This window comes from Algoriphagus sp., assembly GCF_024305035.1.
In the GTDB taxonomy this organism is placed as follows: domain Bacteria; phylum Bacteroidota; class Bacteroidia; order Cytophagales; family Cyclobacteriaceae; genus Algoriphagus.
Genome location: NZ_JAMWZB010000018.1, coordinates 85917 through 105862, shown reverse-complemented (window position 1 = coordinate 105862; position 19946 = coordinate 85917). Strand labels below are relative to the sequence as shown.

Sequence of the window (19946 nt, the reverse complement as noted above, 5' to 3'; positions counted from 1 at the left end):
CTCTTCCCTTTCAAAGATTTTGGGAAACTTTACTATTCCTATTGCATAATTGCGGTTTAAGCAGTTCTTACCCATTCCCTCGAGCTGCGTGAGAATTAAAGGTAGTTTCATGGAACAAAAGTTAACCGCCTTTAATCATGAAAGCTCGACCTATCTATCTTGTAGTTGTTTGTTTTTTAGTTTCAGTCCAAATGCTTTTTGCCCAAAATCAAATGGCATTTACGCCCTATCCGGAACTTTCCCTAGTCAGTATGATGTCTTCTTCCCAACCCGCATTTAAGGGAGGCCATGGAGCGCTGGTCGATTTCATGTCCAAAAATTTTAACTATCCGCCTCAGGCAAAGGTCAAAGGCCATGAAGGGACCGTACTCGTGGAATTTTTTATCGAAAAATCAGGAAAAATCAGTCAGCCCGTAATCAAAAAATCAGTTTGCGAAATCCTCGATGCGGAAGCCCTAAAACTAATCCATAAAATGCCGGACTGGATACCTGCCGCTCAAAATGGCATTCCAGTAAAACTAAAATACCAACTTCCCATTCGTTTCGAATTGAATTGAGCAGAGCTGAGGTTTTTACTTTTACCAAATAAAGCTAATTTAAAAGATTGTTTAGCTTATGATTAGTTCTCCATGCGTCAATTCGTAGTCTTTCTGCTTTTTCTGATTTCCCAGCTATCCTTCGCTCAAACAGCGGAGGATCGCTGGGTTCAGGACTCCTTACAATTGTACCTTGATGGGATTGAAAAGCGAATCCAGACAGAAAATCGCCAGGAAGCGATTACTTTGATTCAACTGGTGTATAATCAAGGCGAGAAGACCCTTGCTCCGGAAATTTTTGATCTTTTTTCCGATTTGATTAAGGATACTCGACTCCAAGACCAACCCGATGTTTTGGGCACGACCTTTCATTATTTGGGGAATTTGGAGTTTTATAGAGGACAAACTGAGGCTGCTAAATCCAATTTTGAGCAAGCCTTGATTCATTACGCAGAAGGAGGACGGGAGAAGGACGCTGCAGGGATGGCAATGAATTTGGGGATCATTAAAGAGCGGCAGTCGGATTATCAGGGGGCGATCGACAGTTATTTGGTTGCCATTCCCATTTTTTCCCAAGCAGATGATTTGGCCGGTTTAGCAGTGGCCTTGGAAAACTTAGGCTTGGCCTACAGCTACCAAGGTGAGTACCGCAAAGCGTTAACCTATTTGAATGAAACAGACTCTGTTTTAAGTATCCGGACCGATCCGGAAGATAGTCGATGGACGAATTTGTTTTACAATAAAAGCAATGTACACCTCAACATCGGGAATTTGGACAGTGCTTTAAATTTTGCGTTGAAAGGGCTTCGAATTTCTGAGAAAAATGAAGATTGGAGTCAAGCCAATGCGGGACATCTTTACTTGACTAAAATCTACGAGCGATTGGAAGATTGGGATAATTGGAGACTTTACCTGAATAAGGCCCGAGATTTTGCCACTAAAAAAGAGAATAAATTGATTTTAGCAGAGTTGGATTACGAGCTGGCTGATTATTTTTTGGATCAGGAGCAATTTGATTCAGCCCGATTCTATGTGGATAGAGGGCTCGCTTTTTTTGATGAAAGTAAGCAATCCGAAGGAGGCACGAGAGGCCGGATTTTGAGAGGGCGAATTCATTTCAGGCAGGAGAATTTCCCCCAAGCCATCGCCGATTACCAGGAGGCTTTAGCCGTGATGAATTCGGATCAAAGCCGGGAAATCGCATCCATTTATCATAATCTGGGAACCTCTTATGCGCGAACCGGCCAATTTGTTTTGGCGGAGGATTTTTTGAAAAAAGCCCTAGCCCTACGCAGCGAATTTGGACAACCCAATGGGCTTCGAGACGTCTATTTTGCACTGGCAGACCTGTATGCACGAAGCGGGAACTACCAGTTGGCCTATGAATCACAGATTGCTTACAAGCAATACAGTGATAGTGTCTTAAACGAAACAAGAGTCAAGCAACTTTTAGAAACTCAAACGGCTTTTGAAACCGAAAAAAAGGATCAAGAAATCGAGCTCTTGAACCAGCAGAGCCAAGTGCAGGGGCTAAAAGCAGAGCGGCAACAAGCCCAAATTTATTTGGCAATAGGAGGGATTTTTATGTTTTTGGTCGTAGCAGCCCTTTTTTACAATCGCTCCCGAGTTAAGCAAAAGGCGAATGATCTTTTGACCCAAAAGAACCAAAAGATTGAAAAACAAAACCAAGAGCGGGAAATGCTCTTAAAAGAAATCCATCATCGGGTGAAAAACAATCTTCAAATTATATCGAGTTTGCTCAGTATGCAAACCAGGAGAATGAATGACCTGAAGATGATTGATGCGATGAAGGAAAGCCAAAGCCGAGTCAAAACGATGGCCTTGATTCACGAAAAACTCTATCAATACGATAACCTCTCGGCGATTAATATGCGGGAATACTTGATTCAGTTAAGTGATTTTCTAACGCAAACCTATCGGACGGATAAGAAAATACAAGTGGAAATAGACAGTGAGGAAATCAATTTGGATATTGATACGGCGATACCCCTAGGTTTGATTACCAATGAATTATTGAGTAATGCGCTAAAATATGCTTTTGAAGATACCCAAACTGGAACGATAAAAATCAAGCTTGCAGCCACAGGCCCGGGGGAATTTGAGCTTTTGGTGGCCGATACGGGAAAGGGCTTAAGTCAGGATATGGATATCGAGCGATCGCCCACTTTGGGATTAAGGCTGGTCAATAGCCTTACCCGTCAAATCAATGGAACGATGAATGTACAAAGTCAGGGAGGGACGAGCTTTTTGATTCAATTTAAGGAATCGAGTTTGGCTGCTTAGGGATATTTTGGTTTTTTAGGTAAATACTTTTCTAAGAATATATTCCACGCATCTTGCCGCTAGTCGTGCCGTTGCCTGATCTTGATCAAATCGGGGATTTAACTCCACCACATCCAAACTGATCAGCTTTTTACTTTTTGCGATAAGATCAAATACTTTAAAGGCAATCTGGGGAGAAAATCCCATCGGTGATGGAGCCGAAACCCCAGGAGCAAAAGCCGAAGAGAAGCCATCTAAGTCAATGGTTAGGTATACTTTGTTGACTGAGTCTAAAAACCAGATGATTTGCTCCTCAATATACTCCCAATTGTGTAATCGAAATTGTTCCATCACCAAGTACTTTGCCTTGATATCCTCTGCCTTTTGAAAAAGTGAAATCGGATTTGCTGCTCGTTGGATACCCAAGGCTAGGTAATTGAAGTCCGTTGGAAATTCTTTTGAGAGTTGAAAAAAGGGTGATCCCGAATGTCCTTTTCCATTTACCAAGGGACGAAGATCAAAATGAGCGTCCAAGTTTATGATTCCGAGCTTTTCACCTTTGGATTTAACCTGACTGATTAGCCCCTTTCCATGGGCATAGGCTAGATCATGCCCCCCGCCAAGCACTACCGGGAAATGCTGGCTTTGGATCAATTTCTGAAGAAGCTCAGCAACTTCTAGCTGTGCCTCTTCCAAGTCCTTTTCTCGGATGGAAATATCTCCGTAGTCATAAACACGGACTTTTTCCCCAAGGTGAAAGGCCGTACTTCCCAAAAGCTTTCTGATGAGTAGGGGCGCTTCTTTGGTTCCGGGTCTTCCTTGATTTCTTCGGACTCCTTCCTCGACAGGATAACCCAAAATCCCGATTTTCTTTTCGCCTTCCTGAGAAAAGTTGAGATCAGAAATGCAGTGGACAAATTGATGCCAATAGTCAGGTAGTTCGGATGTTCTACCATTCCAGTTTTCAGCGCTTGGATTGCGATGGATCGCCATGAGATTTTCAGTTTTCCCTATCAAATTACGAAATTGTAGAGACTTTACTGTTAATTTTTAACCGGTATTAGGGTTTCATGTGGTTATAATTGATTTCAAAAGTCACATGGAATCTCGCAATTCTCATCATCCCGGTGTGTGATTTTTTAGTCATGCCCGATTCCATTGGTAAAGATTTTTAAGGGTTTTTTGTCGTTAAAACATACATACCTTCTTCCTTTTCAAAAGTGAATTTTGCCTCTTCTTTTGGAAAACTGTAATGGTCTTTAACCGAAGATTCTGAATTTTCCCATAACTGATTCAAATCTAGAATTCTTGGGACAAGAGAATAAGCCACAATCCGCTGATGATCCACAAACAGAACCAAAATATGGATATCAGTTTGAGTTAAACTCGAAAGGGTATCATACCCCTTTAGTTGGTTAAAATTTGGGTCGGCATAAGGTTTCACAACTAGTAAAGAATCCCAATTCGGTGGAGAAGCCAGCTTGGTAAAATCTAGTTGGAATTTAACGGGAATTTGATCGGGGATCACCAAATCAATTTTTGTAGGTGTAAACCGGCCACATCCCAAAAGGGCAAGAAAAAAGATGGAAAAAGCGAAAATTCTCATAATTTATCCTCCTTCAAAATCATCAAAATTCGATCAACTACCAGTTTTCTAGCCTTCGTAAGTGTAAAAGAACCAAAACGATTATCCATTTATTATATTTTTAACTCTCATTATATAAGCATCTTCCACAAGGAAATAATATTTAGTTAATCTGAAATATCAATTGTACTAGCTGGTTCTCATGTGATCCCCTTACTGATCTATTTAAGATAAGCTGTCCATTTGGTTCAATTTCAAACCTAATTGCCTTCAAAGGTATTTTTTCTAGACAGGATTAAGGGGATATGGATCAAATCAAGATAAAATTTTTCTAATTGGGTGTGCCTCCCGCAATAATCGCCAGTTACGCTAAAATCATTTGATTAAACTTTTTCCTTCAATGTATTGCCGTTTTAAATTATATGATTTTTCTTGAAATTAATTATTTCAAATTTTTTATTTCTTTTAATCCTATATTGGGTTAATTGGTGATAGGTAACTTTTTACAACGCCTATCTTATATTTAATTAGACTTCTTGTTGATGCCAATTTGGAGTCATCTGCAAGACGAGGTTTTAAAAGTGCAGGGGAAGAATATTTCTCCCCTGCACGGATTTTTTTAGTAATTAATGGATTATAATTTAAGAATCTATTTATTGTGTCGAAAGGTTTTATAAAAAATCCTTTCAATATCACCATTAATCCAAGTTATAGTAAGTTTTCCCGAATTTGTATTCAATTGAGTAAAGTCTAATGATTTGATAGAATCAATACTCGTATATTGATTAATATCATCAGATATCGTAGTGAAATTCCTCATTTGATAGGATCCTGGAAATTTTTCTTTATAGTCTAATGGAGTTAAAGAAAATAAATTCAAGTCTCCATAAATTAAATTAGATCCAGTTGCGAAATTAATTGATATGATTTCCTCATTTTGCATAATAATTGAGACAGTACTATCTGCCAACCATACTTCTGCTTGATTTTTACTGGTAATTTCATTACTTATCGATTGGGGAGCGATGGCTAAAATATTCTTTATTTTCTGACCTTTAAATAAAAGACTATCATCCTTGATTTTTTCTATTAATTCTTCAGGGACAATTTTTTCATTGTATTGCCAAATTGGCTTTTCAAGATCAAATGACTGAAATCTTTCAGAAAATTCGGGTGTGTTCACATTGGTATCAATAGCAATAACTTCATCGAAGGATACTTCTTGAAATGGTTTTTCCTTTTTTGGCGTACAAGAAATTATACCAAATAATATTATAATTATATATTTTTTCATTTTAAAAGAATTTTGATTCAAACCACGATCTCAAAGATAAGGGTAGGAGGATTTCAAGGGCTGATCTTCCAGGGTAAGAAACATCTTCAAAGTAATAGTTATATTGGTTTTTATATGAAGCATCATGAGTATCAGGTGATATTTGAACATTGATGTAGTCATAACCTTGTTTAATTCCAAATACAAATCCAATCACATAACTTTGACCATTTATTTTTAGATACGCATTTCCAGATTCATATGGTCCTCCCGGAGCAGTAAAAGGACCTCCTGATCCATAAGAAGGTAAATTAGAAAATAAATCTCTAATTCTTACATTTCTATTTTGTTGATTTGCAATTTCTAAGTGATTTAAAATGTGTAATAGTTTTTGAGATTGGTTTAATGAATTGTAATCTTTTACTCCTGGATTTGACTGAAATGTATAATCGGTAAGTGTGGCGTATACCGAGTTCCAATAAGTAGTACTATTATAATATGTATTTGAATATCCATAACCAAAACCCGGCCAGAATCTATGCCAATCATTTTGATTCCATGAAGGGTCGGAATTTATTCCGCCTTCAAAATCCTCATCAGGGAATTCTTCCTCTGTGCAAACAATTACAGGAAACTCGTAACAATCAAACTCATTTTCGATAATCATACACTCGTTTTCAATGTAGGTATAACATCCATCTTGACTCAGGTTCTCTTTTTGAACAGAAGCTTTTGTACCTTGATCGTAAAAAGGCTTTGTATATCCAGTGACTTGGCCCTCACTGATTTTCCAGCCTCTGACAAATTTCTCATCCCAACTAAATGGTCGAATATCTCCCGAAAACTCCTTGCTTAAATTCAAAAAGCTATTTTCGGTTATTTCTTCGAGATTAGGTGAGAACTCTTCTGGAAAAAATTTAAAGATTAATTGATGATAATTATTATTCGCATCTTGAATCAATATCAAACGAAAAAAGGATAATTCCTGTTTTTGCTTAATTCTTTCAGTAGTCTTGTTATTTCCGCTGGGAACCGCATGAAAATACTAAGAAAGGGGAACCTCTAGGATAGTTTTATTTTGATGATAGACTGCTTGATCCCATATTATCTCTTTTATTTGGTTTTTCCCTTTTGCAGGATATTTTCCCAGAATCTGGAACTTTTCACTTTTACCAATCCAATTTTTTTGCCTTCTGAATTGCTTCTATTTCCTGAGAAATTGGACTTTTTGTGGGTTCTTCTTTTGGAACACAAGAAAATCCAATGAGAAGAATTGAAAATAACGTCAAAAAGGACTTTTTTTTGAAAAGGCTTAGACCAAGCTTAGCCGGGGGGGGGGGGTGAAATAATTTTCATAGCATTTAAGAATTAAAAGGTTAATATTTTCCAATTATAGCATCATCATTTAAATCAGACAAGTGCTTAACTAAGATTTAACATATTATTTCTGATTTGTCTAGGTAAAGATTGGTTTAATTGCGGTTATGCAATCAGGTGTTCTAAAATTTGCTCATCCACCAAATTTGGAATTGTAATCCTTAAGCGAGGGCTTCGTTCCATTTCTCGCTGAATGGCTTGGATAGACCCAGGATTTCTTGCCCAGGCCCTTCGAGCAATGCCATTGTTTACATCGTAAAAAAGCATGGAGTTAAGACGTTTCTCCGCCGCTTCACTTCCGTCTAGAACTAAGCCAAAACCACCGTTGATCACTTCACCCCAACCAACGCCCCCGCCATTGTGGACCGAAACCCAAGTGGCTCCACGAAAGCTATCACCGATCACATTATGAATCGCCATATCGGCTGTGAATCGACTGCCATCGTAGATATTGCTTGTTTCCCTAAAGGGAGAATCCGTCCCGCTCACATCATGGTGATCTCTACCCAGTACAATCGGAGCCGAAATTTCACCTGTGGCAATACTTCGGTTAAAGGCCTCAGCGATTTTAGTCCGACCCTCTGCATCGGCGTAGAGAATTCGGGCTTGAGAACCGACCACTAGCATATTCCTTTCGGCCTCCTGGATCCATTTGATATTATCCTGCATTTGTTGTGAAATGGATGCGGGTGCATCTGGTATGATTTCTTTCATCACCCGAGCGGCGATCTGATCGGTTTTTCGAAGATCTTCCGCTTTGCCAGAAGTACAAACCCATCGAAACGGACCAAAGCCGAAATCAAAGCATAGGGGGCCCAAGATGTCTTGGACATAACTGGGGTAGCGAAAATCGATTCCATTCTCAGCCATGATCGCTGCTCCAGCCCGGGAAGCTTCCAGAAGAAAAGCATTTCCATAATCAAAAAAATAAGTCCCTTTGGCTGCGTGGCGATGAATGGCAGCAGCTTGGCGCCGAAGGGATTCCTGTACCCTTGTTTGAAAAGCGCTTGGGTTTTCAGCCATTAATCGGTTGGATTCTTCGAAAGAAAGCCCCACTGGATAATAGCCCCCAGCCCAAGGATTATGCAGGGAAGTTTGATCAGAACCCAGCTCTACAAAGATGTTTTCTTGATCAAATCGCTCCCAAACATCCACCACATTGCCAAGAAAAGCAAGGGAGACGACCTCTTGATCCGTTTTTGCCTTTTTCACCCGGTCCACCAACTCATCCATTTCTTCAATCAGTTCATCTACCCAGCCCTGCTCCTGTCGCTTTCGGGCAGCGGCAGGATTGACCTCCGCGCAGACGGTGATACAGCCTGCTATATTCCCGGCTTTGGGCTGGGCGCCGCTCATTCCACCCAAACCGGAAGTGAAGAAGATTTTTCCCTTCGGGCTTTCTCCTGATTTTAATATTTTACGAAAAGCGTTCATTACGGTAATGGTTGTGCCGTGAACAATTCCCTGCGGGCCGATGTACATAAACGAACCTGCTGTCATTTGTCCGTATTGGGTAACCCCAAGAGCATTAAACCGCTCCCAATCGTCCGGTTTGGAGTAATTCGGGATCATCATGCCATTGGTGAGGATGACTCGGGGGGCGTCTTTTGAAGAAGGGAAAAGTCCAAGGGGATGTCCCGAATACAGGTGAAGCGTCTGCTCATCAGTCATCTCAGAAAGGTATTTCATGGTCAGCAGGTATTGGGCCCAATTTTGGAATACGGCGCCATTTCCTCCATAGGTGATTAATTCCTCAGGATGCTGGGCAACTGCTGGATCCAGGTTGTTTTGAATCATCAGCATAATGGCAGCTGCCTGTTTAGACTGAGCCGGATAGGCAGAAATCGGCCGAGCGTAGAGGGGATAATCTGGCATAAAGCGGTACATGTAAATCCGGCCAAAATCAGCTAATTCGTTTAAAAACTCAGGAGCCAATACCCCATGCCATTCCTTCGGAAAATAGCGCAAGGCATTCTTTAGAGCGAGTTTCTTTTCTTCAGGGGAAAGCAAATCCTTTCGTTTGGGAGCATGAGAAAGTCGCGGGTTAGGAAACTTTTTTGCCGGTAGGCTGGAAGGAATGCCTTGTTTGATTTGATCGTGCATGTGCTTGTTTTTAGGGTTCTATGGTCAGCCGGGATCCGTTGGATACTCATTCTCCTGGGGTCGACTGCTCAACTTGGGTAGGGTATGAGTATCCATTCATTGGGGTGGATAGCTTAGAATTGGGCTCGAGGCTCGATTGGGATGAATCCGTGTTCCGTTTTTTTTCCATTTTTCCAGACCTGAGTTGGAGTCAATTTGCCTTGGTGGTATAAGATCTCTCGGTAGTCAGCTGTGGGAAAAAGAATAACGTCAGCTTGGTATCCGGCAGAGATTTTACCTCGATCCGAAAGCCCTAAAGCTGCCGCTGCCCGGAAGCTGAGCCCTGCAAAAACTTCTGCGGTACTTAATTTTTCGAAGGTGGACAAAATGGAGGCTTGAGTGAGCAAATCTCCCATGGGGGCCGAGCCCGGGTTCCAGTCCGAAGCAATGGCCAAGCTACCTCCTTGATCTAAGAGTTTCCTGGCGGGGGGAAAGCCCATACCTAAGCCGAGGGATGCCCCGGGTAAGGCCACGGCAATGGTGTTGGATTGGGCTAATAAAGAAATTTCCACTTCTCCGGAGGCCTCTAAATGATCAGCTGAACGAGCACCATAGGCAACGGCTACTTGGGATCCACCCACAGAAAACTGATCGGCATGTAGGGTTAAATCAAAGCCCAGATCTTTTGCTTTTTGGAGGTAGGGTCTGATTTCTTCTGGAGAAAAGGCGCTTTTTTCAACAAAGGCATCGATGCGCTTGCTGAGGTTTTCCTGTTTAAGAATTGGAAAAAGGCGTTCAGCCATCTGGTATAGATAGTCCGAAGCTGAACCTGAAAAATCCTTCGGGGCCAAGTGTGCTGCCAAACAGGTGGGAATCAGATCAGTCTGGGTAAGCGTATTGGCCTGCTGGATGGCACGAAGCATTTTCAATTCCTCCTCTACCGAAAGTCCGTAACCACTTTTCACTTCTAGGGTGGTGATCCCCGCCGAGAGGTGCCGGTTGGCACGATGGGCGGTGAGTTGAGCTAATTGATTTTGAGACATTTTCCGGGTTTGGGTGACCGTATCCCAGATTCCACCCCCTGCTTCTGCGATTTCCAAATAGGTTTTTCCGGCATTCCGCATGGCAAAGTCTTTGGCCCGCGAACCCCCAAAACAAAGATGGGTATGGCAATCTACCCATCCGGGAACAGCAACAAATTCAGCGCTTAATTCAACTTTCTCCGCTTGAGGAAAGTTTCTGCAAAGCCTTTCCCAGGATCCAACCGAATGAATTTTCCCACCTTCAATCAAAATTCCTGCTTGGTGGGAGATTTCCAATTGATCATCCTGCAGCGCTCCTTTGAGCGAAAGGTGGTCTAAGGTCAGGACTTGGGTGATCGGACCGATGAGTGTTCGCTTTTTCATGCTTGTAAATTTTTCTTGAAGGATTTAATAGCTAAATAGCTCAGTCCATGCTGTCTCGAAAGTCAATCCCTGTCGATCTGCCACTTCTTTTGCCAGATGGAGCAAATCCCCACCTTTCACCAAATCAATGGCTGTCTGGATATCTTCATAAAGAATCCGATCGGAGTCTACGTGCTGGATTCTTTCCCGAATATGCTGATGGATGGCGGTCAGGATCTTTCCTGACCGCAAGGGGGCATGAAAATCCATGGCTTGGGCAGCATATAAAAGTTCGATGCCAAGAATTTTTTCTACATTTTCAATTACGCGAAGGGCTTTTCTTGCTCCAATACTTCCCATACTGACATGATCCTCTTGGCCTAAAGAAGTGGGGATGGAGTCAGCCGAAGCAGGAAAACAAAGTCCTTTGTTTTCTGAGGCCAAAGCCGCTGTGGTGTATTGAGGGATCATTAATCCGGAGTTCAGTCCCGTTTGATTGAGCAGCAATTTGGGAACACCTGGACTGGTTCCTTCAATGGAAAGATAAATCCTACGATCGGCGATATTTCCAATCTCCGAGGCGGCCAAGGTGGCATAGTCTAGCGGTAAGGCGATGGGCTGCCCGTGAAAATTTCCACCGGAAATGGTATGCTCTGGGTTAAATACCACCGGATTGTCCGTGACCGAGTTGATCTCTGTTTCGATGGCTTCTTTCAGGTGCAGAAAAGCATTCCAGCTTGCGCCATGAACCTGAGGAATGCAGCGCAGGGAATAGGGGTCCTGCACCCGTTCACACTGGAGATGGGAGGCTAGAATCTCAGATTGATGAAGAAGATGGAGGATGGTTTGGGCGACATGTTGATTGCCGGAAAAGGGGCGAAGTTGATGGAGTTCTGCTAAAAAGGGTTTGATGGATCCCATCAACCCTTCAATCATCATTGCCCCACTGATGCTCGCATGGCTAAGCAGGTTATGAAGTTTGGCAACCACAATGACTCCATGGGCAGCCATGAACTGGGTACCGTTGATTAGGGCCAATCCTTCCTTTGGACCCAACTGGACCGGGGGCCGGTTGAATTTGTTCAGCACGGTTTCCATTTTTTGGATTTTTCCCTCAAAACTCACCTGCCCCAAACCAATCAACGGCAGGAATAAATGAGAAAGAGGGGCTAAATCTCCCGAAGCCCCCACTGAGCCCTGAATGGGCACGAGTGGGATAATGTCCTTTTCAAGCATCCAGCGTATTGCTTGTAAGGTTTCCAATCGAATTCCGGAAAAACCCTGTGCCAAGGCATGGATTTTTAGCACCATCATCAATTTGGTGATTTCCGGATCAACCGGTTCTCCGACTCCGACGGAATGACTCTTGAGCAAGTTTTCTTGAAGGAGTTGGGTATCGGCGGTCGAAATTTTGCTCGTGCAAAGTGGTCCAAAGCCTGTATTAATTCCATAGACAGGGCGATCTCCCTTAGCTATTTTTTCTACTGCTTTTGCGGAATGTTGGACCTTCTGAAGGGTTTCAAGACTCAATACGCCTGTTATCTCCTTTCTTGCCAGCCCGATGGCTAATGAAGCTGTGAGTCTATCTTTTCCAAAGTGGAAGGTTTTCATAGGGAATGAATTGTTGAGCTGATGAAAAGCAGTAAGGCTTTTCAATGAGTTTGACCTGTTTTTGAGCGTTTATGGTCTTCTAGATCGCTCAGATACGGTAAAATTACCGATTTCATATGATGCTTTTTGATACTATTTTTGTTAGTAATTAATAACTGTGAGGCATCAATGGAATTAAGGCATTTGAACTATTTTCAGGCAGTGGCCGAAGAATTGAACTATCGAAAGGCGGCAGAGCGCCTATTTATCTCTCAGCCGGGCCTGAGTCGGCAAATCAGGCAACTCGAGGAAGAGCTGGGAGTACAGCTTTTGGAGCGGGATAAAAAGCAGGTCTCCTTGACCGCTGCAGGAGCTTACCTGAAAGGGGAAGTGGATTTTGTACTCAATCATCTTAAGACAACCCAAGTCCAGGTAAAGGAGATCGCAGCCGGACGTGAAGGGGAGTTGAGAATTGGTTTTTTGGGTTCTGCCTCCAATCAAATTCTCCCCGACTTACTTCATAGGCTCACGACTGCTTTTCCAAAAATTACCACCAGTTTGGAGGAATTGAGCAATCAACTCCAAGTGGAAATGATTCAAAAAGATGAGTTGGATTTGGGTTTCGTCCGATTGGCCACCGTTCCGCTAGGATTGAAGCGAAAGGTCGTATTCAGGGATACCTTTTCTTTGGTGGTCCCGAATGCTCATCCGATAGGTTTAGAAAATTTTGAGACCCTCGCTCAGTTTGCCGAAGAATCCTTTATTCTTTTTTCATCGGATTATTCTTCTTTTTACTACGATCAGATTATGGGAATCTGCCGGGATGCTGGTTTCCAACCTCAAGTCAAGCATAAGTCGGTTCATGCCTTGACCATTTTTCGCCTGGTGGAAAATGGCTTGGGGGTGGCCATTATTCCGACTTCCCTCAAGGAAGGATATGACTTGAAAGTTCGGTTTATGGAAATTCCAGCAATAACTCAATTCACTGAGCTTTCGGTCATTTGGAAAAGTGAAAACAGGAATCCGGTTTTGGGAAAAGCCCTGAGCTTGATTTAACCTAAACTAGAGCAATACTGGATAGAAGTCCTATTTTTGGGAAATGTCGGGTGAATGTCGGGTCAATTCCGCTCTTGTTTCGGCTTAATTTCCACTGCTTTAAAAGATCTTGCCAGGGTAAAACAAAAAAACAAAAATCAGGAGGAAAGGCGCAAAATAATTCAGGTTCCCATTAGAGGAAAGGAATGCTGGCGCATTTCTGGACAACAAAAAAGAAAAAACTTATGGAAATTAAACAACCCCAATTAGGCAAGAAAATCTCAGAATTGAGAAAAGCCAAAGGGCTCACCCAAGAGGAGCTCGTTGAAAAATGCAACCTAAACGTGAGAACCATTCAGCGGATAGAAGCAGGTGAAGTCACCCCCAGAAGCTACACGATAAAAGCGCTGTTTGAGGCCTTGGATTTCCAATGGGAGGCGGATCGAATCGTGGATGAAAATCAAGCTAAACCTAAGCCCATTTACTTGTATTTAGCCTTTGGAGCAGGTTTACTCTACTTTTTCTTGGCCTTTTATGAAATCGGGATGGAATACGAATGGATCGAAGCGGGTGTGGTGAACAACAAGCCGGCCTTTACTGCCATCAAGCTGATTACTGGTGTGAGCTACTTGTGTTTTTTGGGCGGTTTACTGGCCTTGGAGCAATACTTTCCCAATAAGATCCTGAAAATAGCGCTATGGGTCATGATCGGTTTTAATGTGGTCCTGTATAGTTTGGATATGTTGGCCTTACACAGCACCATGTTAAACATTCAGGATTATTATTGGATTAAGCTGGAGGCTTTTGGCTTGGCGTATGCCTTTTTGGGTGCCAGTTACTTGGCATTTAAACAGGTAAAATACGGATTGGCTCAGGTCATTGGGGCACTGGGATTGATTGCAGGGATTCTCATTTTCTCAGGGATCGGAGTCCTATTCGGATTGTTGCCTCTGACCTTTTTTGAAATTGGGCAGTTGGGCTTAATGATTTACTTTATTCAAAAAATCGGGAGACCCAGTTCTCCCGATTCCCCTGCCATTGGCTGATATTTCACTAGGAATAGTCAAACATTTTTTTCATTCTTAACCTTTCCTTTTAACTCGGTTTTTTAATGGCGCAGCAGTTTAGCGAAAAAGTTTACGATTTTATTACCGATGAGGGGGAGGAACGGGCCTGTGAATCGATTTCCGAACAATCCTGCCGGGAAGTACCGGGCAATTTTCTAAAAAATGTGTTCAGTGGAGGTTTCTCCAAATTAGCCAATCAATTGGTTTCTCCGGGAACTACGCTTCCCTGGATTTTATCCGCTTTGAATGTACCGGGAGGTTTGGTGGGCGCTCTGGTCCCCATCAAAGATGCCGGCTCACTTTTGCCACAACTGCTAGTTTCGGCCAAAATCCGGGCCTATTCCCGGAGAAAATGGTTTTGGGTTTTGCCCTCAGCCTTCCAGGGATGTTGCCTTCTGGCCATGGCTTGGGTCGTGAAGACCCAGCAAGAACTAGCCGCTGGGATTTGGGTTTTAGGGCTTTTGGCTTTATTTAGCGGAGCGAGTGGGGTAGCTAGTATCAGTTTCAAAGACGTGTTGGCCAAGACCATCACCAAGGGAAAACGGGGTCAGCTATTGGCCTATCGAAGTACTTTGGGAGGGGTTTTCACCATTTTGGCAGGAGCTTTTTTATTCTTGCAGCAAGCGGAAAAATCCCAAGACCTCAATTACCTGTTTTGGGTAGTGCTGGCAGGGGCGGCTTGTTGGTTGATTTCAGCAGGCTTTTTCGCCGCAATTCATGAGGAACCGGGGGCCACCTCGGGTGGTCGCTCGCCAATTGCCGAATTAAAACAGGGCAAAAAACTCTGGAAAGAAAACTCCAATTTGAGATTATTTATTTTGACTCGCGGGCTTTTAATGGCTATTCCCTTGGCTCAGCCCTTTTTTGTGGTGATCGCCCAGCGGGAATTGGGAGCTGAGGTTAAGAATTTAGGGTTTTTAGTATTGGCAGCTGGAATAGGAGCGGTCCTATCTTCCCCGTTTTGGGGCAAATTTGCCGATTACTCTTCCCGAAAAATGATGCGAACGGTCGCGCTTTTGGGACTTGCCTCCATTTTGGCCATGTTTTCATTTCCATTTTGGCCGGATTTCAGTCAAAACATTTATTCCTTTGCTGCGCTCTTTTTGATTCATGTAATGATTTATGGCGGGGCACGATTGAGCCGAAAAACGTATTTGGTAGATTTTGCCCCAAAGGATGAACGTCCGCTTTACGTTTCCCTTTCCAATACCTTAATAGGGTGTTTTACCCTGCTTGCCGCGGCACTGGGCGGATTATCGGCCTGGATTGGTTCGGATGGCATGCTGCTGGTTTTTGCAGGATTAGTGGCTAGTGCAGCAGGTTTGGCTTCCAAGCTACAAGAAGTTTAATCTTCTAGAATCTGTCGCGCTAGTTTTGTTTTGACTTGCTGAAGAATTTGCTGATTCGATGCGCTTTCTGAAAAGATTTCCAGGATTTTGGGATGGGTGCTTGAGTGGTAAAAGCTGTCCAATGCGGCCTGAAGCTCCTTCTTGCTTTCAGCTTTTTGGTACCCAAACCCAAATTCAGCAGCCAAGCTTTGGGCATGAAGTGCCTGTTTGGTCTCAAAAAACTCCTCCAATTCGGGTTGACGGGAAGGGCCTTCGATGAGGCGAAATATACCGCCGGCATGATTGTTCAACAGAATGATGCGAAGGTTGGGCATCGGATAATTGTGCCAAAAGGCATTCCGGTCGTAAAAAAATGCCAAGTCACCGGTGATTAAGGTAACGGGATCCTGCGTGGTAAACGTGCATCCTACAGCAGTACTGGAGGATCCGTCGATTCCACTTGTCCCGCGATTACAACTGATTTCTTGAGTGCGCCTTCCTAAAAAATTCACATAGCGAACCGCCATGGAATTGGCCAAATGGATTTTTGAGGAGGCCGGGATTTGTGTTAATGCAAGGTGCAGGGCTGAGTATTCCCCAAAAGGCACTTGATCCAGGATCTCGGGTAGAGCAAGCTTAACCTTTCGCTCTAAGCTTGCCCATCGCTGCGCAAAATCCCTCGATTGGGGAGGTAAATTTTGGGTAAGCCATGCTAAAAACCCATCTGGTGAACAAGGTAAAATTTGAGCGAGTTGTTGAAAGGTGTCTTTGGACTGTCCATTAGGTTGGATGTGCCAATGCGTAATTTTATGCTTTCGAAGGAACTGTTTCAGGGGTTTGGAAATCAGGGATTTGCCAAATGAAATCACCAGGTCTGGAGCCAATTGATCTCCCAGCGGCTCGTGGCCCAGCCAATGATCGTGTAGCGTGATGCGGTGTTCTGCCTGAAGATTGGAAATGGTATCGGCCACCACCACGACCTGTTGATTTTGAGCCAATTCATCCAATAAGGATTGAATGGCTGGGTTTGGCCGCTGCTGTCCGGGTACGATCAGGAGACGACTTACCCGGGACAGTTGCCGGTGAAGCTGCTCCAGGCTTTCAGAACGGAGCTTGACCTGGCTGGCTACCGGAGAAAATTCTGTTACTTCCTCGGGAAAGGTTAGGATTTCCTCAGAAGTGGGATAAAAAGGTTCTCTGAGTGGAATATTAAGGTGTACAGGCCCCGCCGGAAATTGAGTAGACAGGTTGATGGCTTCGTTTACGATCCGGGAAGCATGCCATACTTGATCCGGATTGGAGAACTCATCGGGAAACTGAATACTTTTTTTGACGTGTTTTCCATAGACCTCCTGCTGGTAAATGGTTTGTCCATCCCATTGATCGATCCATTCCGGAGGCCGGTCTGCGGTCAAAATCAACAGGGGGATTTGTTGGAAAAATGCTTCGGCAATGGCCGGATAATAATTGAGGGCTGCTGACCCGGAGGTACAGACCAGCACGACGGGCTTCTCCAGCTGCTGGGCCATGCCCAAGGCAATAAAAGCTGCAGATCGCTCATCAGAGATGGTTCGCACCTGAATTTTTGGATGCCGGGCAAAGGCTATAGTCAGGGGTGCACAGCGTGAACCTGGAGAAAGGATGGCGTGTTCTATGCCTTTTTTGGCACAGATCGCTACCAGATCGATGATGGGTTGGATAATCAAGGTAATTGGGGTTGAAAAAACTTTCCGATAATTCGGCATTTTAGTTCAGTTTCTTCCCACTCTTTTTCGGGGTCGGAATCTTCAGTTACCCCAGCTCCAGCATAGAGTTTGATTTCATTTTCGCCAAAAGATGCCGTGCGGAGGTTGACATAAATCGAGGTGCCGCCTTGAATATTAACCGGGCCCAGAAACCCTGCAAAAAAGCGCCGGTCAAAATCCTCATGTTCCTTTAAGAAATCATGTGCCTGCTTTCGCGGCATCCCACAAACTGCCGAGGTAGGGTGAAGAAGGTCCAACATGACAGAGCCCAGCTGAGGAAAATTTGTTTCTTTCATATTCACTCTAAAATCCGAGCGTAGGTGTAAAAGATCTCCGGCTAGTACGGTTTTAGGTCCATGCTCTTCATATTCACGCAACCTGATTTTTTTAAAGCAATCCACAATATATCGACTCACGAGCGCTTGCTCCTCGATTTCCTTTTGCGTCCAGGTAGCGGATTTGAGCGGATTGTCCCCCTGAGCCTTTTGGGTTCCAGCCAATGACATGGTATAAAATTCATTTCCTTTGGTCTCGATCAAAATTTCCGGACTTGCCCCCAGCCAAGTTCCAATTTCGGGGATGTGAAAAAAATTGACAAAGGAATTGGGATAGGAAAACAGCAATTCCCAAATGCTTTGCACCAAATCAAATTTTTCCGAAATCGGGATCGTCTTGGTTCGGGCAGGAACCACTTTTTCCAAGTAGCCTGCTTTGATCGATTGAATGCTTTTTTCGACCAGCTCAATAAAATGGGTTTTCGATTCCCCTACGTCTTGTTTTTCTTTCTCAGCAGATGAACTGGGCTTTTTTCGGTTGAAGTATGCGGTGATGGGCCTAGTCCGATCCGAATTGACTTTGACCCAATCCGGGAATTCAACCTCTTGATTTTCTAGGTTGAGGTCCAGGCTAAAGTAGCTACAGGCTTTAATAAAAAAGGCTTGTTTATTCTCCTGATCTTCGAACGGATGTACGATAAAACCAGCAGGGAGCTCTTCAATTCCCATTCCTACTTTACGGGTCAATTCTTCGGAATCCAGTACCAGTTCCAAAAGTTTGGATTGGGGCTTTCTCCATAGTGCAAAGGATTTTCCTGAGGAAAATGCGGCATGTAAAAGGTGTTGAATCGCATCTTGGGTGGCGATTCGAGGAGTGACCAGAGATTCAATCATTTTTTTTCCAAAATAGCCAGGGTCAATCTGCTGATGCAGCAGAGTTGTCCCGCTTCATTGTTGATTTTAATTTCCCAAACCTGGGTACTTCTGCCAAGGTGGATGGGGCTGGCTTTTCCCTTGACATGGCCTGATTGGACAGCTTTGAGGTGATTGGCATTGATTTCTAAACCCACACAGGCATGAGTGGTGAGATCAAGGGTCAGCGACGCAGCCACCGAGCCCAGGGTTTCGGCAAGCACTACATTGGCTCCTCCATGTAACAAGCCCATGGGTTGTTTGGTTCGATGATCTACTGGCATAGTTGCCTCTAGAAAATCATCTCCAATGGCCGTAAATTCAATGCCCAAATGCTCCACCATAGTCAAATTTCTGCTACTGTTGAGTTGGACAAGATCAGGCTTTGTTCGAAATACCATGAATTCTGGACAGATTTGTTTTTCTTTGGGCTTTGGGCAAAAATAGAGAAAATGAATCGAAAAAAAATATATTTAGTCAGACACGGGCAGACGGATTTCAATCTTCGGGGTGTGGTGCAGGGAAGTGGAATCGATGCGCCGATCAATGATCGGGGGAGGGCACAGGCCAAGGCCTTTTTTGACGCTTACCAAAAGGTACCTTTTGATCAAATTTACCATACTACCTTGATCCGAACCCGCCAATCCATTGAAGGGTTTATCCAACAGGGAATCCCGACTACAGCCTTGTCTGAGCTCAATGAGATTTCCTGGGGAGATTACGAAGGAACTCCGATGACCCCGGAGGAAAACCAATATTACCAGCACATGCTCCACCAGTGGCAGCAGGGAAATTTGGATTATGCGATTGCTGGGGGGGAGAATCCCAACCAAGTGGCGAAAAGATTGGCCCTGGGCATCGAAAAGATACTTTCAGGCCCCGGAGAAACGATTTTGGTTTGCATGCACGGCAGGGCCATGCGAATATTTCTAAGTTTGATTTTTAAGTACGATCTGAGGTATATGGATCAATTTGAGCATCAAAACTTATGTCTTTACCTTTTGGAAGAACTATCCAATGGGACTTTTGTCTTGAAAAAGGGAAATGATCAAGATCATCTCAAGGATTTGACTTAAAAAGCGAACCTGATTTTTTATGGTTTTTGGAATCGTACGCTTTGACAATCAACTCCAATTCTCGCTCATTCTGGGTCATGTCAAAAAGCCTGAAGGCAAGTTCTTGAAGTTGGATATTTTTTCGGGAACCCGTATCGATCAAAAATTGACCTAAGAAACATTCATCAAAATCACAGGAAGGGATTTCGATCAGGAGCGCAAGCTCCGAATTTCCGGCATAGGTTCGGGTGGAAAAGGAAGAAAATTGGGCTTCCACACTTTTCAGAGTGGTCTTATTTGCTTTTAGTTCTTTGGATTTAAATAAAACCAAAAAAGTTTTGGTTTCCGGTTTGGCCTGAGCTGCCCAACCGATGGCAAAAATGAATCCGAAGAGTAAGACTAACGTTCTCATAGCATT

At 43.5% G+C, this 19946-nt stretch carries 17 protein-coding genes; 6 read left to right on the top strand and 11 right to left on the bottom strand.

Features of this window, described 5'->3' with window-relative positions:
* Nucleotides 1–137 precede the first annotated feature (137 nt).
* Together Q0L00_RS11925 and Q0L00_RS11920 are read left to right on the top strand one after the other, a co-directional pair.
* On the top strand, nt 138–557 hold the full coding sequence (locus Q0L00_RS11925; protein WP_297337106.1) for an energy transducer TonB: 420 nt from the start codon (nt 138–140) through the stop codon (nt 555–557).
* A 72-nt stretch (nt 558–629) separates the two neighbouring features.
* The gene (locus Q0L00_RS11920; RefSeq protein ID WP_297337105.1) at nt 630–2840 is read left to right on the top strand and encodes a tetratricopeptide repeat protein; all 2211 of its coding nucleotides are present in this window, start codon (nt 630–632) and stop codon (nt 2838–2840) included.
* A 15-nt stretch (nt 2841–2855) separates the two neighbouring features.
* On the opposite strand, the gene hutG is transcribed toward Q0L00_RS11920, so the two are convergent.
* The 7 genes from hutG to hutH form a co-directional block, all read right to left on the bottom strand.
* Entirely contained in the window at nt 2856–3812 is a 957-nt protein-coding gene (hutG, locus tag Q0L00_RS11915; RefSeq protein ID WP_297337104.1) for a formimidoylglutamase, read from the bottom strand.
* Between the two features lie 178 nt (nt 3813–3990).
* On the bottom strand, nt 3991–4425 hold the full coding sequence (locus Q0L00_RS11910; protein ID WP_297337103.1) for a hypothetical protein: 435 nt from the start codon (nt 4423–4425) through the stop codon (nt 3991–3993).
* Between the two features lie 628 nt (nt 4426–5053).
* Complete coding sequence (locus Q0L00_RS11905) at nt 5054–5698, bottom strand: hypothetical protein (RefSeq protein ID WP_297337102.1); 645 nt, start codon at nt 5696–5698, stop codon at nt 5054–5056.
* 1 nt (nt 5699) lies between these two features.
* Nucleotides 5700–6644 carry a hypothetical protein gene (locus Q0L00_RS11900; protein WP_297337101.1) on the bottom strand — a complete coding sequence of 315 codons (945 nt, stop codon included), beginning with the start codon at nt 6642–6644 and terminating at the stop codon, nt 5700–5702.
* Between the two features lie 515 nt (nt 6645–7159).
* Nucleotides 7160–9157: a urocanate hydratase gene (locus Q0L00_RS11895; RefSeq protein ID WP_297337100.1), complete on the bottom strand. Its 1998-nt coding sequence runs from the start codon at nt 9155–9157 to the stop codon at nt 7160–7162.
* Nucleotides 9158–9270: 113 nt separating this feature from the next.
* Nucleotides 9271–10542 (bottom strand): imidazolonepropionase, encoded by a 1272-nt coding sequence (hutI, locus tag Q0L00_RS11890; protein WP_297337099.1) that lies wholly within the window; start codon nt 10540–10542, stop codon nt 9271–9273.
* Between the two features lie 24 nt (nt 10543–10566).
* The gene (hutH, locus tag Q0L00_RS11885; protein WP_297337098.1) at nt 10567–12132 is read right to left on the bottom strand and encodes a histidine ammonia-lyase; all 1566 of its coding nucleotides are present in this window, start codon (nt 12130–12132) and stop codon (nt 10567–10569) included.
* Between the two features lie 168 nt (nt 12133–12300).
* Between hutH and Q0L00_RS11880 the strand changes: the two genes are divergently transcribed.
* From Q0L00_RS11880 to Q0L00_RS11870, 3 genes are all read left to right on the top strand, one after another.
* Entirely contained in the window at nt 12301–13167 is an 867-nt protein-coding gene (locus Q0L00_RS11880; protein WP_297337097.1) for a LysR family transcriptional regulator, read from the top strand.
* Nucleotides 13168–13391: 224 nt separating this feature from the next.
* Nucleotides 13392–14192: a helix-turn-helix domain-containing protein gene (locus tag Q0L00_RS11875; RefSeq protein ID WP_297337096.1), complete on the top strand. Its 801-nt coding sequence runs from the start codon at nt 13392–13394 to the stop codon at nt 14190–14192.
* Between the two features lie 65 nt (nt 14193–14257).
* Nucleotides 14258–15562: an MFS transporter gene (locus Q0L00_RS11870; protein WP_297337095.1), complete on the top strand. Its 1305-nt coding sequence runs from the start codon at nt 14258–14260 to the stop codon at nt 15560–15562.
* Here Q0L00_RS11870 and menD read toward each other — a convergent pair.
* The 3 genes from menD to Q0L00_RS11855 are packed head-to-tail and all read right to left on the bottom strand — an operon-like array spanning nt 15559 to nt 18874.
* On the bottom strand, nt 15559–17286 hold the full coding sequence (gene menD, locus Q0L00_RS11865) for a 2-succinyl-5-enolpyruvyl-6-hydroxy-3-cyclohexene-1-carboxylic-acid synthase (RefSeq protein ID WP_297337094.1): 1728 nt from the start codon (nt 17284–17286) through the stop codon (nt 15559–15561). The two genes, Q0L00_RS11870 and menD, sit on opposite strands and share 4 nt — an antisense overlap.
* Nucleotides 17244–18455, bottom strand: a complete 1212-nt coding sequence (locus tag Q0L00_RS11860) for a chorismate-binding protein (protein ID WP_297337093.1) — start codon at nt 18453–18455, stop codon at nt 17244–17246. Before Q0L00_RS11860 ends, menD begins: the two co-directional genes overlap by 43 nt.
* Nucleotides 18452–18874: a hotdog fold thioesterase gene (locus Q0L00_RS11855; protein WP_297337092.1), complete on the bottom strand. Its 423-nt coding sequence runs from the start codon at nt 18872–18874 to the stop codon at nt 18452–18454. Before Q0L00_RS11855 ends, Q0L00_RS11860 begins: the two co-directional genes overlap by 4 nt.
* Nucleotides 18875–18925: 51 nt before the next feature.
* Between Q0L00_RS11855 and Q0L00_RS11850 the strand changes: the two genes are divergently transcribed.
* Complete coding sequence (locus Q0L00_RS11850) at nt 18926–19549, top strand: histidine phosphatase family protein (protein ID WP_297337091.1); 624 nt, start codon at nt 18926–18928, stop codon at nt 19547–19549.
* Here the strand turns inward: Q0L00_RS11850 and Q0L00_RS11845 are convergent.
* Nucleotides 19533–19940: a hypothetical protein gene (locus Q0L00_RS11845; RefSeq protein ID WP_297337090.1), complete on the bottom strand. Its 408-nt coding sequence runs from the start codon at nt 19938–19940 to the stop codon at nt 19533–19535. The two genes, Q0L00_RS11850 and Q0L00_RS11845, sit on opposite strands and share 17 nt — an antisense overlap.
* Nucleotides 19941–19946 lie beyond the last annotated feature (6 nt).